The following is a 17,564-nucleotide window of genomic DNA, read 5'->3' as shown; positions in this document are numbered from 1 at the left end:
GACATACAGTCCGGGACATGTCGCCGAGAACCCTCCTGCGGGCCGTCATGGCCGTTTCCGCCGTCACGCTCCTCGCCGCGTGCAACGCCTCGGCCAAGGATCCGGCCGCGCAGAACGCCGCCGGACCCGCGCTGGTCCTGATCACGCCGAGCCCGGTCGGCGTCAACGACTTCCTCAAGCTCGCCGTCCAGGGCATCGAGGACTCGGCCAAGAAGCACAACGGGACGCAGAAGGTCTACCAGAGCACCGATCCGGCCTCGATCCAGCAGAACCTCGCGGCCGCGGTGCGGGAGAAGCCCGCCGTGATCGTCGCCGTCGGCTTCAACTTCGCCGACGCGATCGCGGCCGAGGCCGAACGCAACCCCGGGCAGAAGTTCCTGTTCGTGGACTCCTGCACCACCAAACCGTTCCCGAACGTGACCTGCGCGGTGTTCCGCGAGCACGAGGGCAGCTATCTCGCCGGCGCCGAAGCCGGCCTGCTGAGCAAGAGCGGCAAGGTCGGCGCGGTCGTCGTCCTCGACGCGCCCCAGTTCCGCCGGTACTCGATCCCGTTCGGGCAGGGCGCCGAGAAGGCCAAGCCCGGCACCACGCTCGCCCCGCTGTTCATCGGCGGCGCGAACCCGTTCAACGATCCCGCCCGGGCGAAGGCGCTGGCCACCACGCTCGCCGGTCAGGGCGTCGACCACGTCATGGGCGCGGCCTCCGCGGCGGGCAACCTCGGCGTGTTCGAGGCGGCCAAACAGGGTGGTTTCTTCGCGTTCGGCGTCGACGCCAACCAGTGCCCGGCCAGCCCGGGCCAGGTCGTGGACAACGTCATCAAGCGCACCAACGTCGTCATCGGCGACGGGGTCGACGCGATCCTCGGCGGCAAGACCGGCGAGACGAAGTCCTACGGTGTCAAGGAGAAGGGCATCTCCCTGACCGGGCTGGAGCCCGACGCCGCGACGTCGCAGTGCGTCGTCGCGACCCACCCCGACGTGCTGGCCAAGGTCGGCGAACTGCGGGACCAGATCATCTCGGGCGCGATCGTCGTCGATGACCCCGCCAAATCCTGACGCCGTCTCACTCCGGGGGATCGTCAAGCGGTTCCCCGGAGTGCTCGCGAACGACCACGTCGACCTCGACGTCGGCAGAGGCGAAATCCACGCCCTGATGGGCGAGAACGGCGCGGGCAAGTCGACGCTCATGTCCGTGCTCTACGGCCTTCATCGGCCCGACGAGGGCACGATCTCCTTGCACGGCAAGGAAGTCTCCTTCGGTTCGCCCGCGCAGGCCATCGACGCCGGTGTCGGCATGGTGCAGCAGGGATTCGCGTTGTTCGGCGAACTCACCGTCACCGAGAACGTCGTGTTCGGCAGCGAACCGACCCGCCGCGGCCTGCTGGACCGCAAGGCGGCGACGGCCCGCGTCACCGAACTGATCGAACGGCACGAACTGCGGCTGCGGCCCGGTGACCGGGTCCGTGACCTGCCGGTCGGGCTCCGTCAGCGCGTCGAGATCCTCAAGCTGCTGTACCGCGACGCCGGTGTGCTGATCCTCGACGAACCCACCGCCGTGCTGACCCCGCCCGAGACCGAGCGGCTCTTCGGCGTGCTGCGCGCCCTCGCCGCCGAGGACCGCACGATCCTGCTGGTGTCGCACAAACTCCAGGAGGTCCTCGCCGTCAGCGACCATGTCACGGTGCTGCGCGACGGCCGCGTCAGCGCCCGCGGGCGCACGGCGGACCAGACCGCCGCCGGGCTCGCCGCGGCGATGACCGGACGCGAGGTCGACCTCGATCGCGTCCACCCGCCTGGGACGCCTGGCGACATCGTCCTCGAAGCCCGTTCCCTGATCGTTCCCGGCGTGGAAGGAAAACCGTTGCTGGACGACGTTTCCCTGACCGTGCGTGCCGGGGAGATCGTCGGCGTCGCCGGGGTCGCGGGCAACGGGCAGGCCGAGCTTTCCGGCGCCATCACCGGCCTCTTGAAGACCGGTGGCTCCATCGTCCTCAATGGACAGAATCTCGATGGACTGTCGGTACGTGCGCGAAGGGATGTCGGGATCGCCCATGTCCCGGAAGACCGCGCCGAGGTCGGCTCGGCGCCCACGGCGGGACTCCGGGAGAACCTGGCCGTCGGCTTCCACCGCAAACGACCGTTGGTGCGCAAGGGATTCCTGCGCCGCAAGGCGATCGACGACCACGCGGCGGCGATCATCGAGGACTACGACGTCCGCGCGTCCGGGCCCGCCGCAGCGATGGGCACCTTGTCCGGCGGCAACCAGCAGAAAGCGATCTTCGGCCGCGAACTCACCCACGACGCGCCGTTCCTGCTGGTAGAGCAACCCACCCGCGGCGTCGACGTCGGCGCGATCGAGAACATCCACGCGAGGCTCGTCGCCCATCGCGACGCCGGGCACGCCGTCCTGCTGATCTCCGCCGAGCTCAGCGAGATCCTCGCGTTGTCGGACCGGGTGCTGGTGCTGTTCGAAGGCCGGATCGTCGCGGAGTTCACCAAGGACGAGGCCGATCAGCACACGGTGGGTCTCGCGATGGCGGGAGGCGCCGGATGAGCCGCGTCCGTCTCATCGCCGTCCCGGTCGCCGCGGCGCTCGTCCTCGGCGCGATCCTGTTGCTGGCCACCGGAACCGACCCGCTGGCGGCCTATGGCGCGATCGTCTCCGGCGCCTTCGGCCCCGACGGTATCGGCGACACTCTCGCCTACGCCGTCCCCGTCGCGGGGATGGCCACGGCGCTCGCGATCCCGTTGCGCGCGGGCATGGTGAACCTCGGCGGTGAGGGCCAGCTGGTGCTCGGCGCGATCAGCGCGCTCGCCGTCGGCCTGTACGTACCCGGACCCGGACCGGTGAAGGTGATCCTCGCGCTGCTCGCGGGAGTGATCGCCGGAGCCGCGTACGCCGCGCTGGCCGCGGTCTGCGAGAACCGGCTCGGTGTCCCGTTGCTGATCAGCACGCTGCTGCTGAGCTATCCGGCGATGTCACTCGCCGGGTACCTGGTGCGGTTCCCGTTGAAGGACGCCGGTTCCAGCCTGCCGCAGAGCCCGCAACTGACCGAAGGCGCGCGGTTGCCCGAAATCGACGGCGTGACGACCGGGATCTTCCTGGTGGTGGCGGTGATCGCGGTCTACACGGTGATCGACGCCCGCACTCCCGCCGGTTTCGAGACGAAGGTGACCGGCTGGGCGCCGCGGTTCGCCGCCTACGCCGGGATCGACCGGCCGAAACTCACGCTGCGGCTGCTGGCCGCTTCGGGCGGGACGGCGGGACTGGTCGGCGCGATCGCCGTCCTCGGCTTCCCGTACCGGTTCATCGACGGCGCGCTGATCACGCCGCAGTACACCTGGATCGGTCTGCTCGCGGCGTTGCTCGCCGGGGCCAGCCCGCTCGGGACGCTGCTCGCGGCGGTCTTCTTCGCGGCGCTGACCAGCGGCGGGTTCGCGATGGAACGCGCCACCCAGGTCCCGCGCGAACTCACCGCGGTCCTGCAGGCGGTGCTGATCATCTTCCTGGCGGCGACGTCGGGCGTCTTCAAGCGGAAGGCGAAGCGCGCATGATCGACGCGAGCCTGTTCTCCTCGGCGCTCACCGCGTTGACGCCGATCCTGTTCGCCGCGCTCGCGGGCGCGCTGTGCCAGCGGGCCGGGGTCTTCAACATCTCCCTCGAAGGCTCGCTTCTGGTCGGCTGCTTCGGCGCGGTCGCGGGCAGCTGGTACACCGGCAGCGCGTGGATCGGTGTCGTCGTGGCGGTGCTCGCGGCGACGGCGTATTCGCTGATCCTCGCGATCGGCTCGATCACCTTCGACGGGGACCCGATCGTGCTGGGCGTCGCGAGCAACCTGCTCGCGGTCGGACTGACGAGCTTCCTCATCCGCACCGTCTTCGGCACCGAAGGCTCGTTCAGCGACCCGTCGCTGCGAGGGCTGGGCCAGTTCGGCCCGATTCCGGGGCAGTCGCTGCTGGTCTACCTGTCCTGGCTGGCCGTGCCCGCGCTCGCGGTGCTGCTCTACCGGCATCCGTGGGGACTGCGGCTGCGCGGGGTCGGGGAGCGTCCGGAGGCCGCGTCCAGCCTCGGTGTCGATGTGACCAAATATCGCTATGGCGTGATCCTCGCCGGCGGAGCGCTGTGCGGTCTCGGCGGCGCGCAACTGGCGCTGGGCTCGGTGACGCTCTTCGCCGAGAACATGACCGCCGGCCGCGGCTGGATCGCCGTCGTGGCCGTGATGCTGGGCCGCGCGCATCCGCTCGGGGTGCTGCTCGCGGCGCTGTTGTTCGGCCTGGCCGAGGCGTTCGGCTTCCGGCTCCAGGGCATCGGGTTGCCGCAGCAGGCCACCGACGCCGCCCCGTATGTCGTCACGCTCGTGGCGTTGTTCTTGTCCAACCTCAAACGCAAGAAGGGACAGCCCGCGTGAGCGACGTCCTGCCCATCACCAAGATCCCCCGGCACGGACTGCCACCGCGCGCTCTCGTCGTGGGCGATCCCGACCGTGCGACCGCGGTGGCCGGGTCGCTGACCGACGCCGTCCTCGTCGGCCAGAACCGTGAATACCGCAGCTACACCGGCACCTGGAAAGGCGTCCCGGTCGTCGTGTCGTCACACGGCGTCGGCGGGCCCGGCGCGTTGTGCCAGTTCGGCGAACTGGCCGAAGCGGGGGTCCGCACGTTCCTGCGCCTCGGCACCGCCGGTTCGCTGGCCGACGGGATCACCGATGGCGACCTCGTCATCGCGGAGGCGGCGGTCCGCGACGACGGCGTCACCCAGCAGCTCATCCATCCGGAGTACCCGGCGTTCGCCACTCCGGAGCTCGTCGTGGCGCTGAGCCGCGCGGCACCCGAGGCGCACCGGGGCGTGGTGTGGACTCGGGCCGCGTTCAGCCCGCTGGTGCTCACCCTCCCGATGGCCGAATACCTGGCCGCGCGGGTGATCGCCATTGAGATGGAACTCTCCACGTTGCTGGTGTTCGCGGCATTGCGCGGCCTGCGGGCCGGTGGTGTGCTCGTGATCGACGGCGACGCGCGGCCCGACCACCCCGACCCGTCGGCCTACGACCCGCATCGCGACGTCGTGGCCGAGGGAGTGGCGAGGGCTACGCGCGTGGCGCTCGACGCGCTCATCGATGTGGAAGGGGCGGAATGACCGAAGTGTGGCGAAAAGCGGCTCACGAGCTGGCGAGCACGCTGGCGGCGGACGCTGCCGAGCGTGATCTGGCCGGACATCTCCCCGTCCACGAAGTCGGCCTGCTGCGCGAGTCCGGGCTGCTGTCCTTGCTCGACACCGCCGGCTGGGCGGCCGCGAACGAGGCCACCCGCGTCGTCTCCGCCGCGGACGCGTCGGTCGGCCATCTGCTCGGCTACCACTACCTGCAACTGTGGCGCACCGGCCTGTTCGGGCCGCGTGCGGCGAGCGAGCCCGGCTGGTTCTGGGCGGGCGTGAGCAATCCGCTCGACGCCGCCCTGCTCCTGACCCCGGCCGACGGCGGGTTCACCGTCGAGGGCACCAAGACCTTCGCGACCGGCGCGGCCGTCGCCGACCGCCTCGTGGTCAGCGCGACCAGGACCGACAACGGCGAGAAGCTGACCTTCGTCGTCGACGCGCGGACCGACGGGATCACCTTCCCCGGTGACTGGGACAACATCGGCCAGCGGCTCACCGCGAGCGGCGCGGTGCGGTTCGAAGCCGTCCGCGTCGCGCACGACGACGTGCTCGGTGCCCAGCCGGAGGACCAGTCCGATCCGAAGGTGCCCCGGATCTCCCTGGCGGCGATCGGGTTCCAGCTCATGCTGGCGCAGGTGTACGTCGGGCTCGCGTTCGGCGCGCTCGACGCGGCGGCCGTCTACACGCGGGAGAGCGCCCGGCCGTGGACACTGTCCGATGTGGACAAAGCGACGCAGGATCCGTACACCCTGGCGGGCTACGGCGAGCTGGTCGCGACGGCGCGAGCGGCCGGATTCGCCGTCGACGCGGCGGTTTCCGCGCTCGGCGAGGCCGACGAGCGCGGCTTCGACCTGACCCCGGCCGAGCGTGCCGAAGCGGCGATCGCCATTTCGTCGGCGAAGATCGTGGCGAGCCGGGTGGCCGTCGAAACCACGAGCAAGGTCTTCGAGTTCACCGGCGCGCGGGCCACGGCGACCAAGTACGGCTTCGACCGCTTCTGGCGCAACGCCCGCACGCTGACCCTGCACGATCCCGTGACGTACAAGGCACGCGAGGTCGGCGACCACTTCCTCAACGGCATCCCGCCGTGCCTCTCGGGGTACAGCTGATGACGCTGCCGATCCTCGCCGACAGCGTCCGCCTCGACGACGAAGGCGTGCACATCCTCGACCGCCGGGTCTTCCCGTTCGAGCGGGAATGGGTGCTCTGCCGGACCTCGGAAGAGGTCGCGGTCGCCATCGAAGACATGGTCACGCAGTCGTCCGGGCCGTATTTCGCCGCGCTGGGCGCGATGGTGCTCGCCGCGCGCGAGGCGTCCGGGCTCCCGGATCCCCGGGCCTACCTGCGGCGGGCGGGGCAGCGGATCGTCGCGACCCGCAAGACCAACAACCATCTGCGCAAGGCCGTCGCCGCCGTTCTGTCCGAAGTGGACAAAGCGACGGGCGACCTCGTCGAGGCCGCGGCGGCCGGGGCACGAGCGGGTGACGAGTTGTACCGGTCGCGCAGCCGCGCGCTCGGCGAACACACCGCCGCGTTGGTGCCGGACGGGGCGACCGTGCTGACCCACTGCTGGGCGGATCTGTACCTCGTCGACTTCGTGCTCGCCGCACGACGGCGGAGCAAGGAGTTCTCCTTCTTCTGCACGGAAACCCGGCCGTACCTGCAGGGCGCGCGGCTGACCGCCGAGACGCTCACCGAGATGGGCGCAGACACTCGGCTGATCACCGACGGCATGGGTGCCGCGGTGCTGGCCTCAGGTGAGGTCGGAGCGCTGGTGACCGCGGCCGACCGCGTCACCATGGACGGCCACGTCGTCAACAAGATCGGCACGCTGGGGCTCGCGGTGGCGGCGGAGGCGTTCGGCGTGCCGTTCCACGCCATGGTCCAAGCGCCCGACCAGGCCGCGCCGACCGGCGCCGACGTGCCGATCGAATACCGCGACGGCGACGAGGTGCTGAGCGCGCTCGGCCACCGCGTCGCCGGTGAACGCGCCCGGGGGCACTATCCGGCTTTCGACGTGACACCACCGCGTTTCGTGACCACGGTGGTGACCGACCGCGGGGCCTTCGAACCAGGACTGCTCCGCGAGTACTACGCAGAAGGGGAAGCGAACCAGTGACCGCAACGCTGACCGCCCGTTGGGTGGTCCTCGACATCGAGGGCACGCTGACCGCGACCAGCTACGTGCACGTGACCCTCTACGACTACGCGCGCCCGCGGCTGGGCCCGTGGATCGACGAGCACCCGGAAGATCCGGAGGTCGCCGCCGCCGTCGCCGAGATCAAGGAACTCGGCGGGCTCCCGGCGGACGCGTCCACTGTGGACGTCGTGCGGGTGCTGCACGGCTGGATGGACGCGGATCGGAAGATCGCGCCGCTGAAGACGTTGCAGGGCCTCATCTGGCAGCGCGGGTACGCCGAGGGCGACCTCACGACGGAGTTCTTCGGCGACGTCGCCCCGGCGCTGCGGTCGTGGCACGAGTCCGGGCTGCGGCTAGCGGTGTTCTCGTCCGGTTCGGTCGCGGGGCAGATCGCGTCGTTCTCGCGGACCACCGACGGCGACGTCACCGGCTTGTTCGAGCGGCATTTCGACACCGTCAACGCCGGGCCGAAACGCGAGGCGCCGTCGTACCGCGCGATCGCCTCCGCGCTGGAGGCCGAACCGGGTGACATCGTGTTCTTCTCCGACGTCCCGGCCGAACTCGACGGGGCTGCCGCCGACGGCTGGCAGACCGTCGGGCTCGCCCGCGAGGGTGAACCGTTCGGCGACGCGGATTTCGGGACACACCGGACGATCCGGACGTTCGACGAGATCAAGGTCGTCCCTCGATGAGTGTGCTGGAACTCGCGGGACGCGCGCTCGCCGAGGAGTCCGCCCGGTTCGCCGGGCTGGGCTGGATGCGGGGCACGTCCGGCAACCTCTCGGTGGTGCTCGGCCGTGACCCGCTGCGAGTCGCGGTCACCGTCAGCGGACGGGACAAAGGCGAGCTGACCAGCGACGACGTCGTGTTGGTCGGGGAGGACGGGCTGGCCGTCGCGGACCAGCCGCATCCGGACAAGGTGCCCTCGGCCGAGGCGGGACTGCACGCCCGGATCGCGGCCGTGTCGGGCGCGGGCGCGGTGATCCACGTGCACGCGCTCGCGCCGGTGGTGGCCGCCGAGCACTGGCCGGACGGCGTGGAACTGCGCGATCTGGAGATGCTCAAGGGTTTCGGCCGCGCCGCGCACGACGATCTGGTGACCATCCCGGTGATCGCCAACGGCCAGGACATGCGCGTCCTCGGCGACGCGTTCGAGGCCGGGTTCCGGGCGGACACGCCGGCGGTGATCGTCGCGCGGCACGGGATCTACGTCTGGGGCGATGACCTGCGCCACGCGCGTCATCGCCTGGAATGTTTGGAGTGGTTGCTCCGGTTCCGGGTAGAGACAAGACTCGTGGGAGAGGAAAGGGGAGTGCGATGACCCTGCTGACCGTATGGCCGGACGACCGGCCCGGCGAGATCGCGCTCAGGACCGAGGATCCGGCCGTGATCACCGGGGAACTGGGGCGGCTCGGCGTCCGGTTCGAACGGTGGGACCTCGTCGAGGACCTGCCGCGCGAAGTGACGCCCGAGCAGGTGCTGGCCGCCTACGAGGAGCCGATCGCCAAGGTCTCGGCGGCCGAGGGCTACACGTTCGTGGACGCCGTCCGCATGACCCCGTCCGACGAACCCGGCTGGGCGGACACAGCCGCCGAAGCCCGGCAGAAGTTCCTCGCCGAGCACACCCACGACGACGACGAAGACCGCTTCTTCGCGCGCGGGTCCGGGGTGTTCTATCTGCACGTCGGGGGCAAGGTGTACGCGGTGCTGTGCGAGGCGGGGGACCTGCTGAGCGTGCCCGCGAACACCACGCACTGGTTCGACATGGGGACGCGGCCCGACTACGTGTCCATCCGGTTCTTCCACGACGACGGCGGGTGGGTCGGTGACTTCACCGGCGCGACGCTGGCGGGGGACTTCCCGGGGTTCGACGAGCTGACCGCCGGGCGTTACTGAGGACCGCGTGTCATGAAAGGGTCGTTCAGGACGTTTTGTGTCCTGAACGACCCTTTCATGACATATCCGGATGCCAGGAACGGTCCTTTCCTGGCAAAATTCGCAAGGAAAGGACCGTTCCTAGCGCGCGCCGCCGGGGTCGATCAGGCCGGTGCCCAGAGGGCGGGCACGTTCGGCGGCTCCCAGCCGGCCAGCGACCGGTGGCCCTGCCGGCACACGTACGCCGTGCCGTTGTAGGTCACCCTGGCGCCGGTGGCGTAGTCGACACCGGGCTTCCAGGCGTCCGACGGCACCGAGGTGGTCGTCGTCGGCGTGGTGGTGGTCGTCCGGGTCGTGGTCGTCGGACTGGTGGTCGTGGTCGTGGTTCCCGTCGTCGGTGTGGTCGTGGTCGTCGGCGGGGTGCCACCGCCACGTGGGTTGTCCGACGCGATCGCGTACGTCGTCCCGCCGAAGGTGAAGGTGAAGTTCGACGGCGACGCGATCGGCATGTAGTAGTTCAGCCGGATCTCGATCGTGGCGCCCGGGGCGATGGTCTGCCAGCTGGGCACGGTCACCGCGACGTGCTGGAAGTCTCCCTTCATTCCGCCGACGTTGGGCCCGCTGTGGCCCTTGCTCGTGACCGTCAGGCCGAAGCCGGACTGGTCGGACATGCTGCCGGGCGCGCTCGTGCCGTAGTCGAACTCGATCTTCGTCCCACCGGGGATGGTGGTGGTCGAATTGTTGGTGATGCGCATCCGCGGGGTGATCGGGTAGTTCGCGTCGCCCAGTGCGAATCCGGTCAGGTTGATGTGCGCGTTCAGCACCGACGAGGGCGCGGGACGCGGCGACTTGGCGTTGCCGTACGGGGCGGCGCCGCGCAGGCCGTCGTTGATCTTGGTGATCAGCGTGTCGCCCATGAAGTACTGACCCTTGGCGCTGTCGAAGGCGTAGTCGCCCGCCAGCTCCCAGATCATGATGCCGCCGATACCCTTGTCGGCCACGTACTTGGCCTTCGTGGCGAGCGACTCTTCGTCCTCAGTGGACAGGAACACCTTCTTGTCGTTGTTCCACAGCCACGGCGTCACCATCGTGTTGTCGTAGAACCTGTTGTAGGAGCCGGAGAGCCGGTCCTTCGGGTTGTTCTTCGGGTCCAGCCCGTACTTCTCCAGGTAGTCCGGGGTGATCTCGTTCTCGAGGTTCTTCGCGTGCCACATGGGGTTCGCGCCCGCCGGCACCTCGGCGCCAGTCAGGCTCATGTCGTGCCAGAGGTTGTCGATGCCGATCGCGCCGTTGCCGCACGGCACCGTCGAGCCGACCTGGGATCCGGTTCCCGGTGGACACTGCTTCTGGTCCGGTAGTGGAGCGGTACCCCACAAACCGTTCGTCCCGCCGGAAACGCCTTGCCAGCCGCGGGTGTAGAACCCGACGCCGATGTTGATCCGGCCTGCCTGCATGGCACCGCGGAAGTAGTGATACGCCCAGTCGGTGTTGAGATAACCCTGCCCGTCGTACTGCGGGGTCGTGTACACCTGCCAGTGCGCGAGTTCCGCGTCCTTGCCGTTGTCGTAGAGCGCGGCGTTCGGCCCGGCGAACTGGTTCCACGCGCCGTGCAGGTCGTAGCTCATCATGTTGGCGTAGTCGAGATACTGCGTGACGCCGTAGACCTCCTGGCCGCGCAGCAGCCAGCCGGACGCGGGGACGGCCGCGGTCAGCAGGTAGTGCTTGCCGTCGGCGGCGCCGGCCTGGTCGATCTTCTGACGCAACGTGCGCATCAGGTTCTCGTAGCCCGCCCAGAGGGTGCCCCGGTTGGACTGCGCGATCCAGTAGTCGTCCGGGTTGCCGGCGTAGTTCGCCGACGTCGCGTACTCGTAGTCGATGTCCGCGCCGTTGAATCCGTAGTCGCGCAAGAACTTCACGACGGAATCCGCGAAGGTGTCGATGCTGGCCTGGCTTTGCGTCATCTTGTAGAACCCGCCCGACGCGTTACGCGTGCCGTCCGGGTTCAGGAAGCCGCCGGTCTCGGCCCAGCCGCCGATCGAAACGAGCGTCTTCACGTTCGGGTACTGCTTCTTGTACTTGTTCAGCAGATTGAAATGTCCCTTGTAGGGCAACGAGGGATCCATCTCGGCGCCGGGTACGCCCGGCCATTCCATGCCGATGGACTCGTTGTTCGGGCCCGGGGCGCCGACCGACACCTTGTTCTGCGCGTCGACATGCGCGAACGCGTAGTTGAGGTGGGTGACCTTGGTCCACGGGATGTTGTTCGCCAGATACGCGGGCGCGCCGTTCTTTCCGGTGCGCCAGCTGGTGAAGTAGCCGATCACGCGGCGGGAATGCCCTTCTCCCAGGGATTCCCGGCCGTTCGTGTCGTAGACGGTGCAGTAGGGGGTGTCGACGCCGGGTGTCCGGTACAGCCCGTCGGGACGACAGTCCTCGTGGCCTGCCGCGCTCGACGTGGACGGGGTGATGACGACGATCATGAGTCCGGCCAGCGTGATGAGCGACGCCAGCAGGGGGAGTAGTTTCCTGGTTCTCCTTGGCACGCCGAACCTCCGACAGTGGAAGATGGCCCTCGGTCACAGCAGCTTGAGCCGCGGACCTGGCGCGCGTCAATAGGTGTAGACCAATTTCCATCCTGTGCCGTACGGCGGAGCGTACCTGTGGTTCGTCAGGTCCGGCTTTGCCGGGACGGACCATAGTCCCGGCTACATCAGGATCGTGTTATGCCGCCGTTTCCCGTATCAGGAAGGAAAACTCGTTCCCGTCGGGATCCGCCATCTCCACCTGCCCGTCATCCCCGGCGCCGAGCCGGGCAGCGCCGAGCGAAACCAGCCGCTCCACTTCGGAAAGCGGTCCGGTCAGAACGAAACGCAGCCGGTTCGGTCCGGTCTTCGGGGTGAACGGCGGGCCGCCCCAGGTGATCTTCGGACCACCGTGCGGCGAGCGGATCGCGGTCTCCTGGTCCTGGTCCCACACCAGCGGCCAGCCGAGCGCCTTGCTCCAGAAGTATCCGACCTCCTGGGAACCGTCGCTCGCGATGGCGCCGACGAAACCGCATTCGGCGAGGAAGTCGTTGCCCGGCTCGATGACGCAGAACTCGTTGCCCTCGGGGTCGGCGAGCACGACGTGCGTCTCTTCCGGGAGCTGGCCGATGTCGATGTGCCGTCCGCCGAGTTCGAGCGCCTTCGCGACCGTCCGGCGTTGGTCTTCCAGCGACTCGCTCGTCAGGTCGAAATGCATCTGGTTCTGGCGGGTCTTCGGTTCGTCGCTGCGTACGAAACTCAGCCGGAAACCGGTGTCCTCGATCGCCGGGCCGAGCAGTCCGGTCCAGAACCGTTCGAGAGCGCGCGGATCGTGCGCGGCGATCCGGAGCGCGTGCAGGGTGGCGGCCATAAGCGACGCTAAGAGCGACGACGACCGGCACGCAACCCGATTAACGCGTGATCAGAGACGGAACTCGCGTGATCAGAGACGGAACGACTCCAATCACGCGAGTCACGCCTTCAATCACGCGAGTCACGTCTTCGGAACGGTCAGCAGGAGACGCCGGGCCGTCCGTTCTCCACCCGCGCGGTCAGCGTCCGCAGGAACGACGGATCCCCGTCCGCCGTCACGCGAACGTCGTACCAGCCGCCGGAAACCGGCCAGTCCACCGTGACCGAACGCCCCGCCCCGACGCGCACGACCCGCGTGAAGCGAGAAGACGACAGGCGCAGCGTCAGCGCCGAAGTGCCCGAGTTGGACAGCTTGAACTCGACGCCCGAACGCCACGTCAGGAACCGTGTCCGGACATCGACGCCGGCGGCGGCCCCGGACCGGCTCCCGCGCAGTTCCCACCACGCCCGGTTCGGCCCCTGGACGACGACGCGGTACTCGTCACCGGCGAGCTTCACGAGCTCCGGCGCCTCGCCGCGCACGTCGCGATGCGCGGGCTCGGCGAACTCGCCCTTGTACGGGTACAGCGCGAAATGCGCCGAAGACGAACCGCTGTTCGCCAGCGACAGTGCCAGATTCCCCGACTTGTCCACCGCGCCCGACACCGAAACCTGGTACGGCAGCGGACGGGACGGCCGGTTGCCGGGTTCGGCCACGGGCAGGCTCTGCTCCGCCGGGGCGGACGGCCGCCAGCGGCTGATCGGCGCGGGCACCGGGCCGGGCCGGTTCACCCGCGGCTGACGTCCGGCGCGCGAGAAGTCGAAGGCGCCGGTGAGGTCGCCCGCGACGGTCCGCCGCCACTTGCTGATGTTCGGCTCGGCGATCCCGGTCCAGCGCTCGAGGAACCGCAGCACCGAGGTGTGGTCGTACACGGTGGAATCGACGTGGCCGCCGATCGACCACGGCGAGACGACCGTCATCGGCACCCGCGGGCCGAAGCCGAGCGGCTGGCCGTTGAAGTGGTCCGCGTCGTTCGCCGCGTTCCCGGGCGGCATCGGTGGCGGGACGTGGTCGAAATACCCGTCGTTCTCGTCGAAGTTGATCAGCAGCACCGTTTTCGACCATGTCTCGCGGTCGGACGCCAGCGCGTCGAGCACGCGGTAGATCAGGTTCGCGCTGCCGACCGGAGTGGACGCGCCAGGGTGCTCGGAGTCCTTCGCGGACGGCACCAGCCAGCTCACCGCGGGCAGGCGCCGCGCCTGGATGTCCGCCTTGAGGCGGGTCACCAGTGTCTCCGGCTCGCTGCGGTACATGGCCTTCTCGAACAGATTCCGCTCGGCGGGCGTCAGCGTGGCGACTCCGGCGTCGAACTGCGCCAGCAGTTTCGCGCGCTCCTCGGCGGTCTTCTTGGGCAGCGCGTCGTAGAACTCCTCGGTGGTGCGGAACTTCTCTTCGACCGAGGCGAGGATCTTCGTGCCGACCTTCTTGAACGGCACGAAGTACTCGACCGCGTTGTCGGTGAAGTTGTCCCACTCCTGGTAGATCTGCCACGGCACCCCGGCGGCTTCGAGGCGCTCCGGGTACGTCGTCCAGTCGTAGCCCTTGTGGTCGTAGGAGTACGCCGCGTTCGTGACCGCGCGGTTGGTCGTGCTGCCCGGTTCGAAGCCCGTCGTCCCCGTCCACAGGAAGTTCCGGTTCGGGTTCGTGGAGCCGAAGATCGAGCAGTGGTAGGCGTCGCAGATGGTGAACGTGTCCGCGAGTTCGTACTGCAGCGCGATGTCGCGGCGCTCGTAGTAGGTCATCGTGGCGGGCGTCTTCGCCGCGATCCAGCCGTTGTTCCAGCCGCGCGCCCACGCCTTGCCGCTGCCGTTCCAGCTGTGGTCGAGGTCGCCGAGGTACTGGATGTCGTCCGCGTTCCGGCCGGCGAGTTCGGCCGCCTTGCGCACCGAGAACGGCAGCACCGTGCCGCCGGCGGGATTCGGCTGCTCGAACACCGATCTCCCCGACGGCAGTTCGAGCGGACGCGGGTCGGAGAAGCCGCGGACACCGCGCAGGCTGCCGTAGTAGTGATCGAACGACCGGTTCTCCTGCATGAGCACGATCACGTGCTCGATGGCGTCGAGCCCGCCCCGCCGCATGGGTTCGGCCATGGCGGCGTGCACGGACGGCGGGAGAAGCGTGGTGGCGGCCGCGGCGCCGGTGGCGCCCAGCAACGTACGGCGTGACAGTTCAGGCATGCCGGAACCTTGTCCCAGGAACATGAACGTCACAAGAACCGAACAGGTCGACTCGGCGTCGTAGCCGGGTGGTGACACCGCGTCGATCCGCCGTTCCGGGCTTGGTCCCGGGCCGTCACTGTGTTTAGAGTATGCCGCCCGTACGAACCCCTGGATGGCCGTGTTTCCTGATCATCACAACGAAAACGAGAGTGGGGGAGACCCCGCCAGACCGGTGTTCGTCGACCCCAGCGGCCGTCGCCGCACCGTCATCCGGCGGATCGCGATCGGTGCCTGCGCGGTCGTCGTCGGTTATGGGATCCTTCTCACGGCGGCGCTTTTCGGGGCGCCGACCCTGCCTTCCGCGTTGATCCCCGCTCCGCCGCCCGCGCCGTCGGCGACCACCGAGGCGCCGTCCGAGACGACTTCGTCCGGCCCCAGGCCCACGTCTTCGCGAACCGGATCGACCGATTCGCCCGCCACCGAGCGTGCGCCGGCGGACACGAGCGCCGGCCGGACCCCGCCGGTGAACCCGGTCTCGACCGGGGCGACGCCGCCGGGGCTCACGAGCACCTCCTCGCCGGGGATCGACCGCCGCAACAGCCGCGCGCCCGACGTCCCGCCAGGACAGACGAAGACCGCGCCTCCCGGCAACGGGCACTGACCCCGGAGGAAACCCCTTGTCCCACCATCGGCGGTTGCCGCCGCCCAAGGCGCATTGGGCGCTGCTGGCGACCCTGCTGTTCGCCGTCACCGTCCTGCTGGGATTGACCGCCCTGGTCGGCGGCGGGTTCGCCGCCGACGGGACACCCAGGACCGTGGCCGCGACGCAGGTCCCGGCCGCGGTACGCGACGGCGGCCCGATCATCGACCCTCGTGGAGCCGAGCCCGTCACCTCCCGGCTCCAGCCCAAGACCGTGGCGCTCACCTTCGACGACGGTCCCGATCCGGAATGGACGCCGCGGGTCCTCGACGTCCTCGCGCGGCACGGGATCCACGCCACGTTCTTCGTGACGGGCGGACAGGTGACGCGTCATCCCGGGCTGACCGCGGACATCGTCCACCGTGGTCACGAACTCGGGAACCACACCGCCACCCACACCGACCTCGGCGCGGCGGGCGACGTCCGGGCGCAGATCGAACTCCGGGCCACCGACCTCGCCATCGCCGGTGCCGCCGGGACGGGGACCTCCCTGGTCCGGCCGCCCTATTCCTCGACCGCCGACGCCGTCGACGACGCGGGCTGGCGCGCGGCGAGCCGCCTCGGCGGCGAGGGCAGGCTGATCGTGCTGTCCGAACTCGACTCCCAGGACTGGCGGCGGCCCGGTGTCGACGCCATCTCCGCCGCGATCACCCCTCGGACGGACGACGGCGCCGTCGTCCTCCTGCACGACGCGGGCGGAGACCGTTCGGAGACCCTCGCCGCACTCGACCGCGTGATCCCCGAGCTCAAGGCCAAGGGCTGGCGGTTCGACACCGTCAGCGGGGCCGCCGGGCTCACCGGGACCACGGCCGGAGTGGACGGGCTCACCCGCTTCGGCGGCTGGCTCCTGATCGCCGCCGTCCAGACGGGCGAAGCCCTCTCGACGGCACTGGGCTGGCTGCTCGTCGCGGCGAGTGTGCTCGCCCTCCTGCGCACCGTCCTGGTCCTTCTCACCACGGCGATCCACGTCAGACGGGGCAGGGCCGCGCCCTCGCGCCCGCCGGTGCGGGAGCCGGTGACCGTGATCGTCCCCGCCTACAACGAAGAGGCCGGGATCGAGGCGACCATCCGCTCGATCCTCGCCTCCGACCACCATCCGACCTGGGTGATCGTGGTCGACGACGGGTCCACCGACGGCACCGCCGACGTCGTCGAGCGGCTCGCCCTGCGCCGCGTCACGCTGATCCGGCAACAGAACGCGGGCAAACCGGCCGCGCTCAACACCGGTCTCGCCGCCGCCCGCACCGAACTGGTGGTCATGGTCGACGGCGACACCGTGCTCGAACCCGGCACCGTGGGCGCGGTGATCCAGCCGTTCGCTGACCCTTCCGTCGGCGCGGTCTCGGGCAACGCCAAGGTCGCCAACCGCGGCGGCCTGCTCGGCCGCTGGCAGCACATCGAATACGTCATCGGCTTCAACCTCGACCGGCGGATGTACGACGTCGGCGAGTGCATGCCGACGGTGCCCGGCGCGGTCGGGGCCTTCCGCCGGTCGGCGGTGCTCGCGCTAGGCGGCGTCCCCGAGGACACCCTCGCCGAGGACACCGACCTCACGATGGCGCTGGAACGCGACGGCTGGCGGGTGGTCTACGAACAGGAGGCCCGCGCCTGGACCGAAGCACCAGCGACGCTGGGGCAGCTGTGGAAACAGCGCTACCGCTGGTGCTACGGCACGCTGCAGGCGATCTGGAAGCACCGGGGCGCGGTCGTCGCCAAGGGCGCGGCGGGCAGGCTCGGCCGCCGTGGCATCCCTTATCTGCTGCTGTTCCAGGTGGCGTTGCCCGTGCTCGCGCCGTTCGTCGACGTGGCCGCCCTTTTCGGCGTGCTGACCGGGGACTGGAAGACGGCCTTGCTGTACTGGTCGGTGTTCCTGCTGCTGCAACTCGTCCCGGGCGTGATCGCCTTCCGGCTCGACCGGGAATCGCTGCGCCCGCTGCTTTTCCTTCCGCTGCAACAGTTCGTCTACCGCCAGCTGATGTACCTCGTGGTCATCCAGTCGGTGATGACGGCGCTGGCCGGCGCCCGGCTGCCGTGGCACAAACTCGATCGCCTCGGCCAGAGCGCTCCACCGAGGTCACTTGTGGACGCTGAGTGACCGTCCGGC

15 protein-coding genes are annotated in these 17,564 nt (G+C 69.6%); 12 read left to right on the top strand and 3 right to left on the bottom strand.

The window, feature by feature from the left end:
- The first annotated feature begins 17 nt into the window (after positions 1–17).
- Genes AJAP_RS25055 through AJAP_RS25010 form a run of 10 tightly spaced genes read left to right on the top strand, consistent with a single transcriptional unit; the run spans position 18 to position 9,187 of the window.
- Positions 18–1,055 carry a BMP family ABC transporter substrate-binding protein gene (locus tag AJAP_RS25055; protein WP_051972589.1) on the top strand — a complete coding sequence of 346 codons (1,038 nt, stop codon included), beginning with the start codon at positions 18–20 and terminating at the stop codon, positions 1,053–1,055.
- Positions 1,036–2,553, top strand: coding sequence for an ABC transporter ATP-binding protein (locus AJAP_RS25050; protein ID WP_174492043.1), 1,518 nt, complete (start codon positions 1,036–1,038; stop codon positions 2,551–2,553). The genes AJAP_RS25055 and AJAP_RS25050 overlap by 20 nt, the downstream gene beginning before the upstream one ends.
- Positions 2,550–3,554, top strand: coding sequence for an ABC transporter permease (locus AJAP_RS25045; RefSeq protein ID WP_038515656.1), 1,005 nt, complete (start codon positions 2,550–2,552; stop codon positions 3,552–3,554). Before AJAP_RS25050 ends, AJAP_RS25045 begins: the two co-directional genes overlap by 4 nt.
- Complete coding sequence (locus tag AJAP_RS25040) at positions 3,551–4,408, top strand: ABC transporter permease (RefSeq protein WP_038515654.1); 858 nt, start codon at positions 3,551–3,553, stop codon at positions 4,406–4,408. Before AJAP_RS25045 ends, AJAP_RS25040 begins: the two co-directional genes overlap by 4 nt.
- Positions 4,405–5,133: a nucleoside phosphorylase gene (locus tag AJAP_RS25035; RefSeq protein ID WP_038515653.1), complete on the top strand. Its 729-nt coding sequence runs from the start codon at positions 4,405–4,407 to the stop codon at positions 5,131–5,133. The genes AJAP_RS25040 and AJAP_RS25035 overlap by 4 nt, the downstream gene beginning before the upstream one ends.
- A complete protein-coding gene (locus AJAP_RS25030; RefSeq protein WP_038515651.1) occupies positions 5,130–6,260 on the top strand; it encodes an acyl-CoA dehydrogenase family protein in 1,131 nt (376 codons plus the stop codon). The genes AJAP_RS25035 and AJAP_RS25030 overlap by 4 nt, the downstream gene beginning before the upstream one ends.
- Complete coding sequence (locus AJAP_RS25025) at positions 6,260–7,270, top strand: translation initiation factor eIF-2B alpha/beta/delta subunit family protein (protein ID WP_038515649.1); 1,011 nt, start codon at positions 6,260–6,262, stop codon at positions 7,268–7,270. The genes AJAP_RS25030 and AJAP_RS25025 overlap by 1 nt, the downstream gene beginning before the upstream one ends.
- On the top strand, positions 7,267–7,983 hold the full coding sequence (mtnC, locus tag AJAP_RS25020; protein WP_038515647.1) for an acireductone synthase: 717 nt from the start codon (positions 7,267–7,269) through the stop codon (positions 7,981–7,983). Before AJAP_RS25025 ends, mtnC begins: the two co-directional genes overlap by 4 nt.
- Positions 7,980–8,612, top strand: a complete 633-nt coding sequence (gene mtnB / locus AJAP_RS25015) for a methylthioribulose 1-phosphate dehydratase (RefSeq protein WP_038515646.1) — start codon at positions 7,980–7,982, stop codon at positions 8,610–8,612. The genes mtnC and mtnB overlap by 4 nt, the downstream gene beginning before the upstream one ends.
- Positions 8,609–9,187 carry a 1,2-dihydroxy-3-keto-5-methylthiopentene dioxygenase gene (locus tag AJAP_RS25010; RefSeq protein ID WP_038515644.1) on the top strand — a complete coding sequence of 193 codons (579 nt, stop codon included), beginning with the start codon at positions 8,609–8,611 and terminating at the stop codon, positions 9,185–9,187. Before mtnB ends, AJAP_RS25010 begins: the two co-directional genes overlap by 4 nt.
- A 143-nt stretch (positions 9,188–9,330) precedes the next feature.
- Here AJAP_RS25010 and AJAP_RS25005 read toward each other — a convergent pair whose 3' ends face one another.
- The 3 genes from AJAP_RS25005 to AJAP_RS24995 all read right to left on the bottom strand — a co-directional run bounded on the left by AJAP_RS25005 (position 9,331) and on the right by AJAP_RS24995 (position 14,778).
- Positions 9,331–11,709, bottom strand: coding sequence for a chitinase C-terminal domain-containing protein (locus AJAP_RS25005; protein WP_038515642.1), 2,379 nt, complete (start codon positions 11,707–11,709; stop codon positions 9,331–9,333).
- Positions 11,710–11,887: 178 nt separating this feature from the next.
- Positions 11,888–12,559, bottom strand: coding sequence for a VOC family protein (locus AJAP_RS25000; protein ID WP_038515640.1), 672 nt, complete (start codon positions 12,557–12,559; stop codon positions 11,888–11,890).
- A 140-nt stretch (positions 12,560–12,699) separates the two neighbouring features.
- Entirely contained in the window at positions 12,700–14,778 is a 2,079-nt protein-coding gene (locus AJAP_RS24995) for a phosphocholine-specific phospholipase C (RefSeq protein ID WP_038523839.1), read from the bottom strand.
- A 214-nt stretch (positions 14,779–14,992) separates the two neighbouring features.
- Between AJAP_RS24995 and AJAP_RS44130 the strand changes: the two genes are divergently transcribed.
- Positions 14,993–15,421 carry a hypothetical protein gene (locus AJAP_RS44130; protein WP_158509803.1) on the top strand — a complete coding sequence of 143 codons (429 nt, stop codon included), beginning with the start codon at positions 14,993–14,995 and terminating at the stop codon, positions 15,419–15,421.
- A gap of 16 nt (positions 15,422–15,437) precedes the next feature.
- On the top strand, positions 15,438–17,555 hold the full coding sequence (locus AJAP_RS24985; RefSeq protein ID WP_038515637.1) for a bifunctional polysaccharide deacetylase/glycosyltransferase family 2 protein: 2,118 nt from the start codon (positions 15,438–15,440) through the stop codon (positions 17,553–17,555).
- Positions 17,556–17,564: the final 9 nt, after the last annotated feature.

It is taken from the genome of Amycolatopsis japonica (assembly GCF_000732925.1).
Taxonomy (GTDB): domain Bacteria; phylum Actinomycetota; class Actinomycetes; order Mycobacteriales; family Pseudonocardiaceae; genus Amycolatopsis; species Amycolatopsis japonica.
Note: the sequence above shows the minus strand (reverse complement) of the source record. Positions and strands in the feature narration are given on the sequence as shown.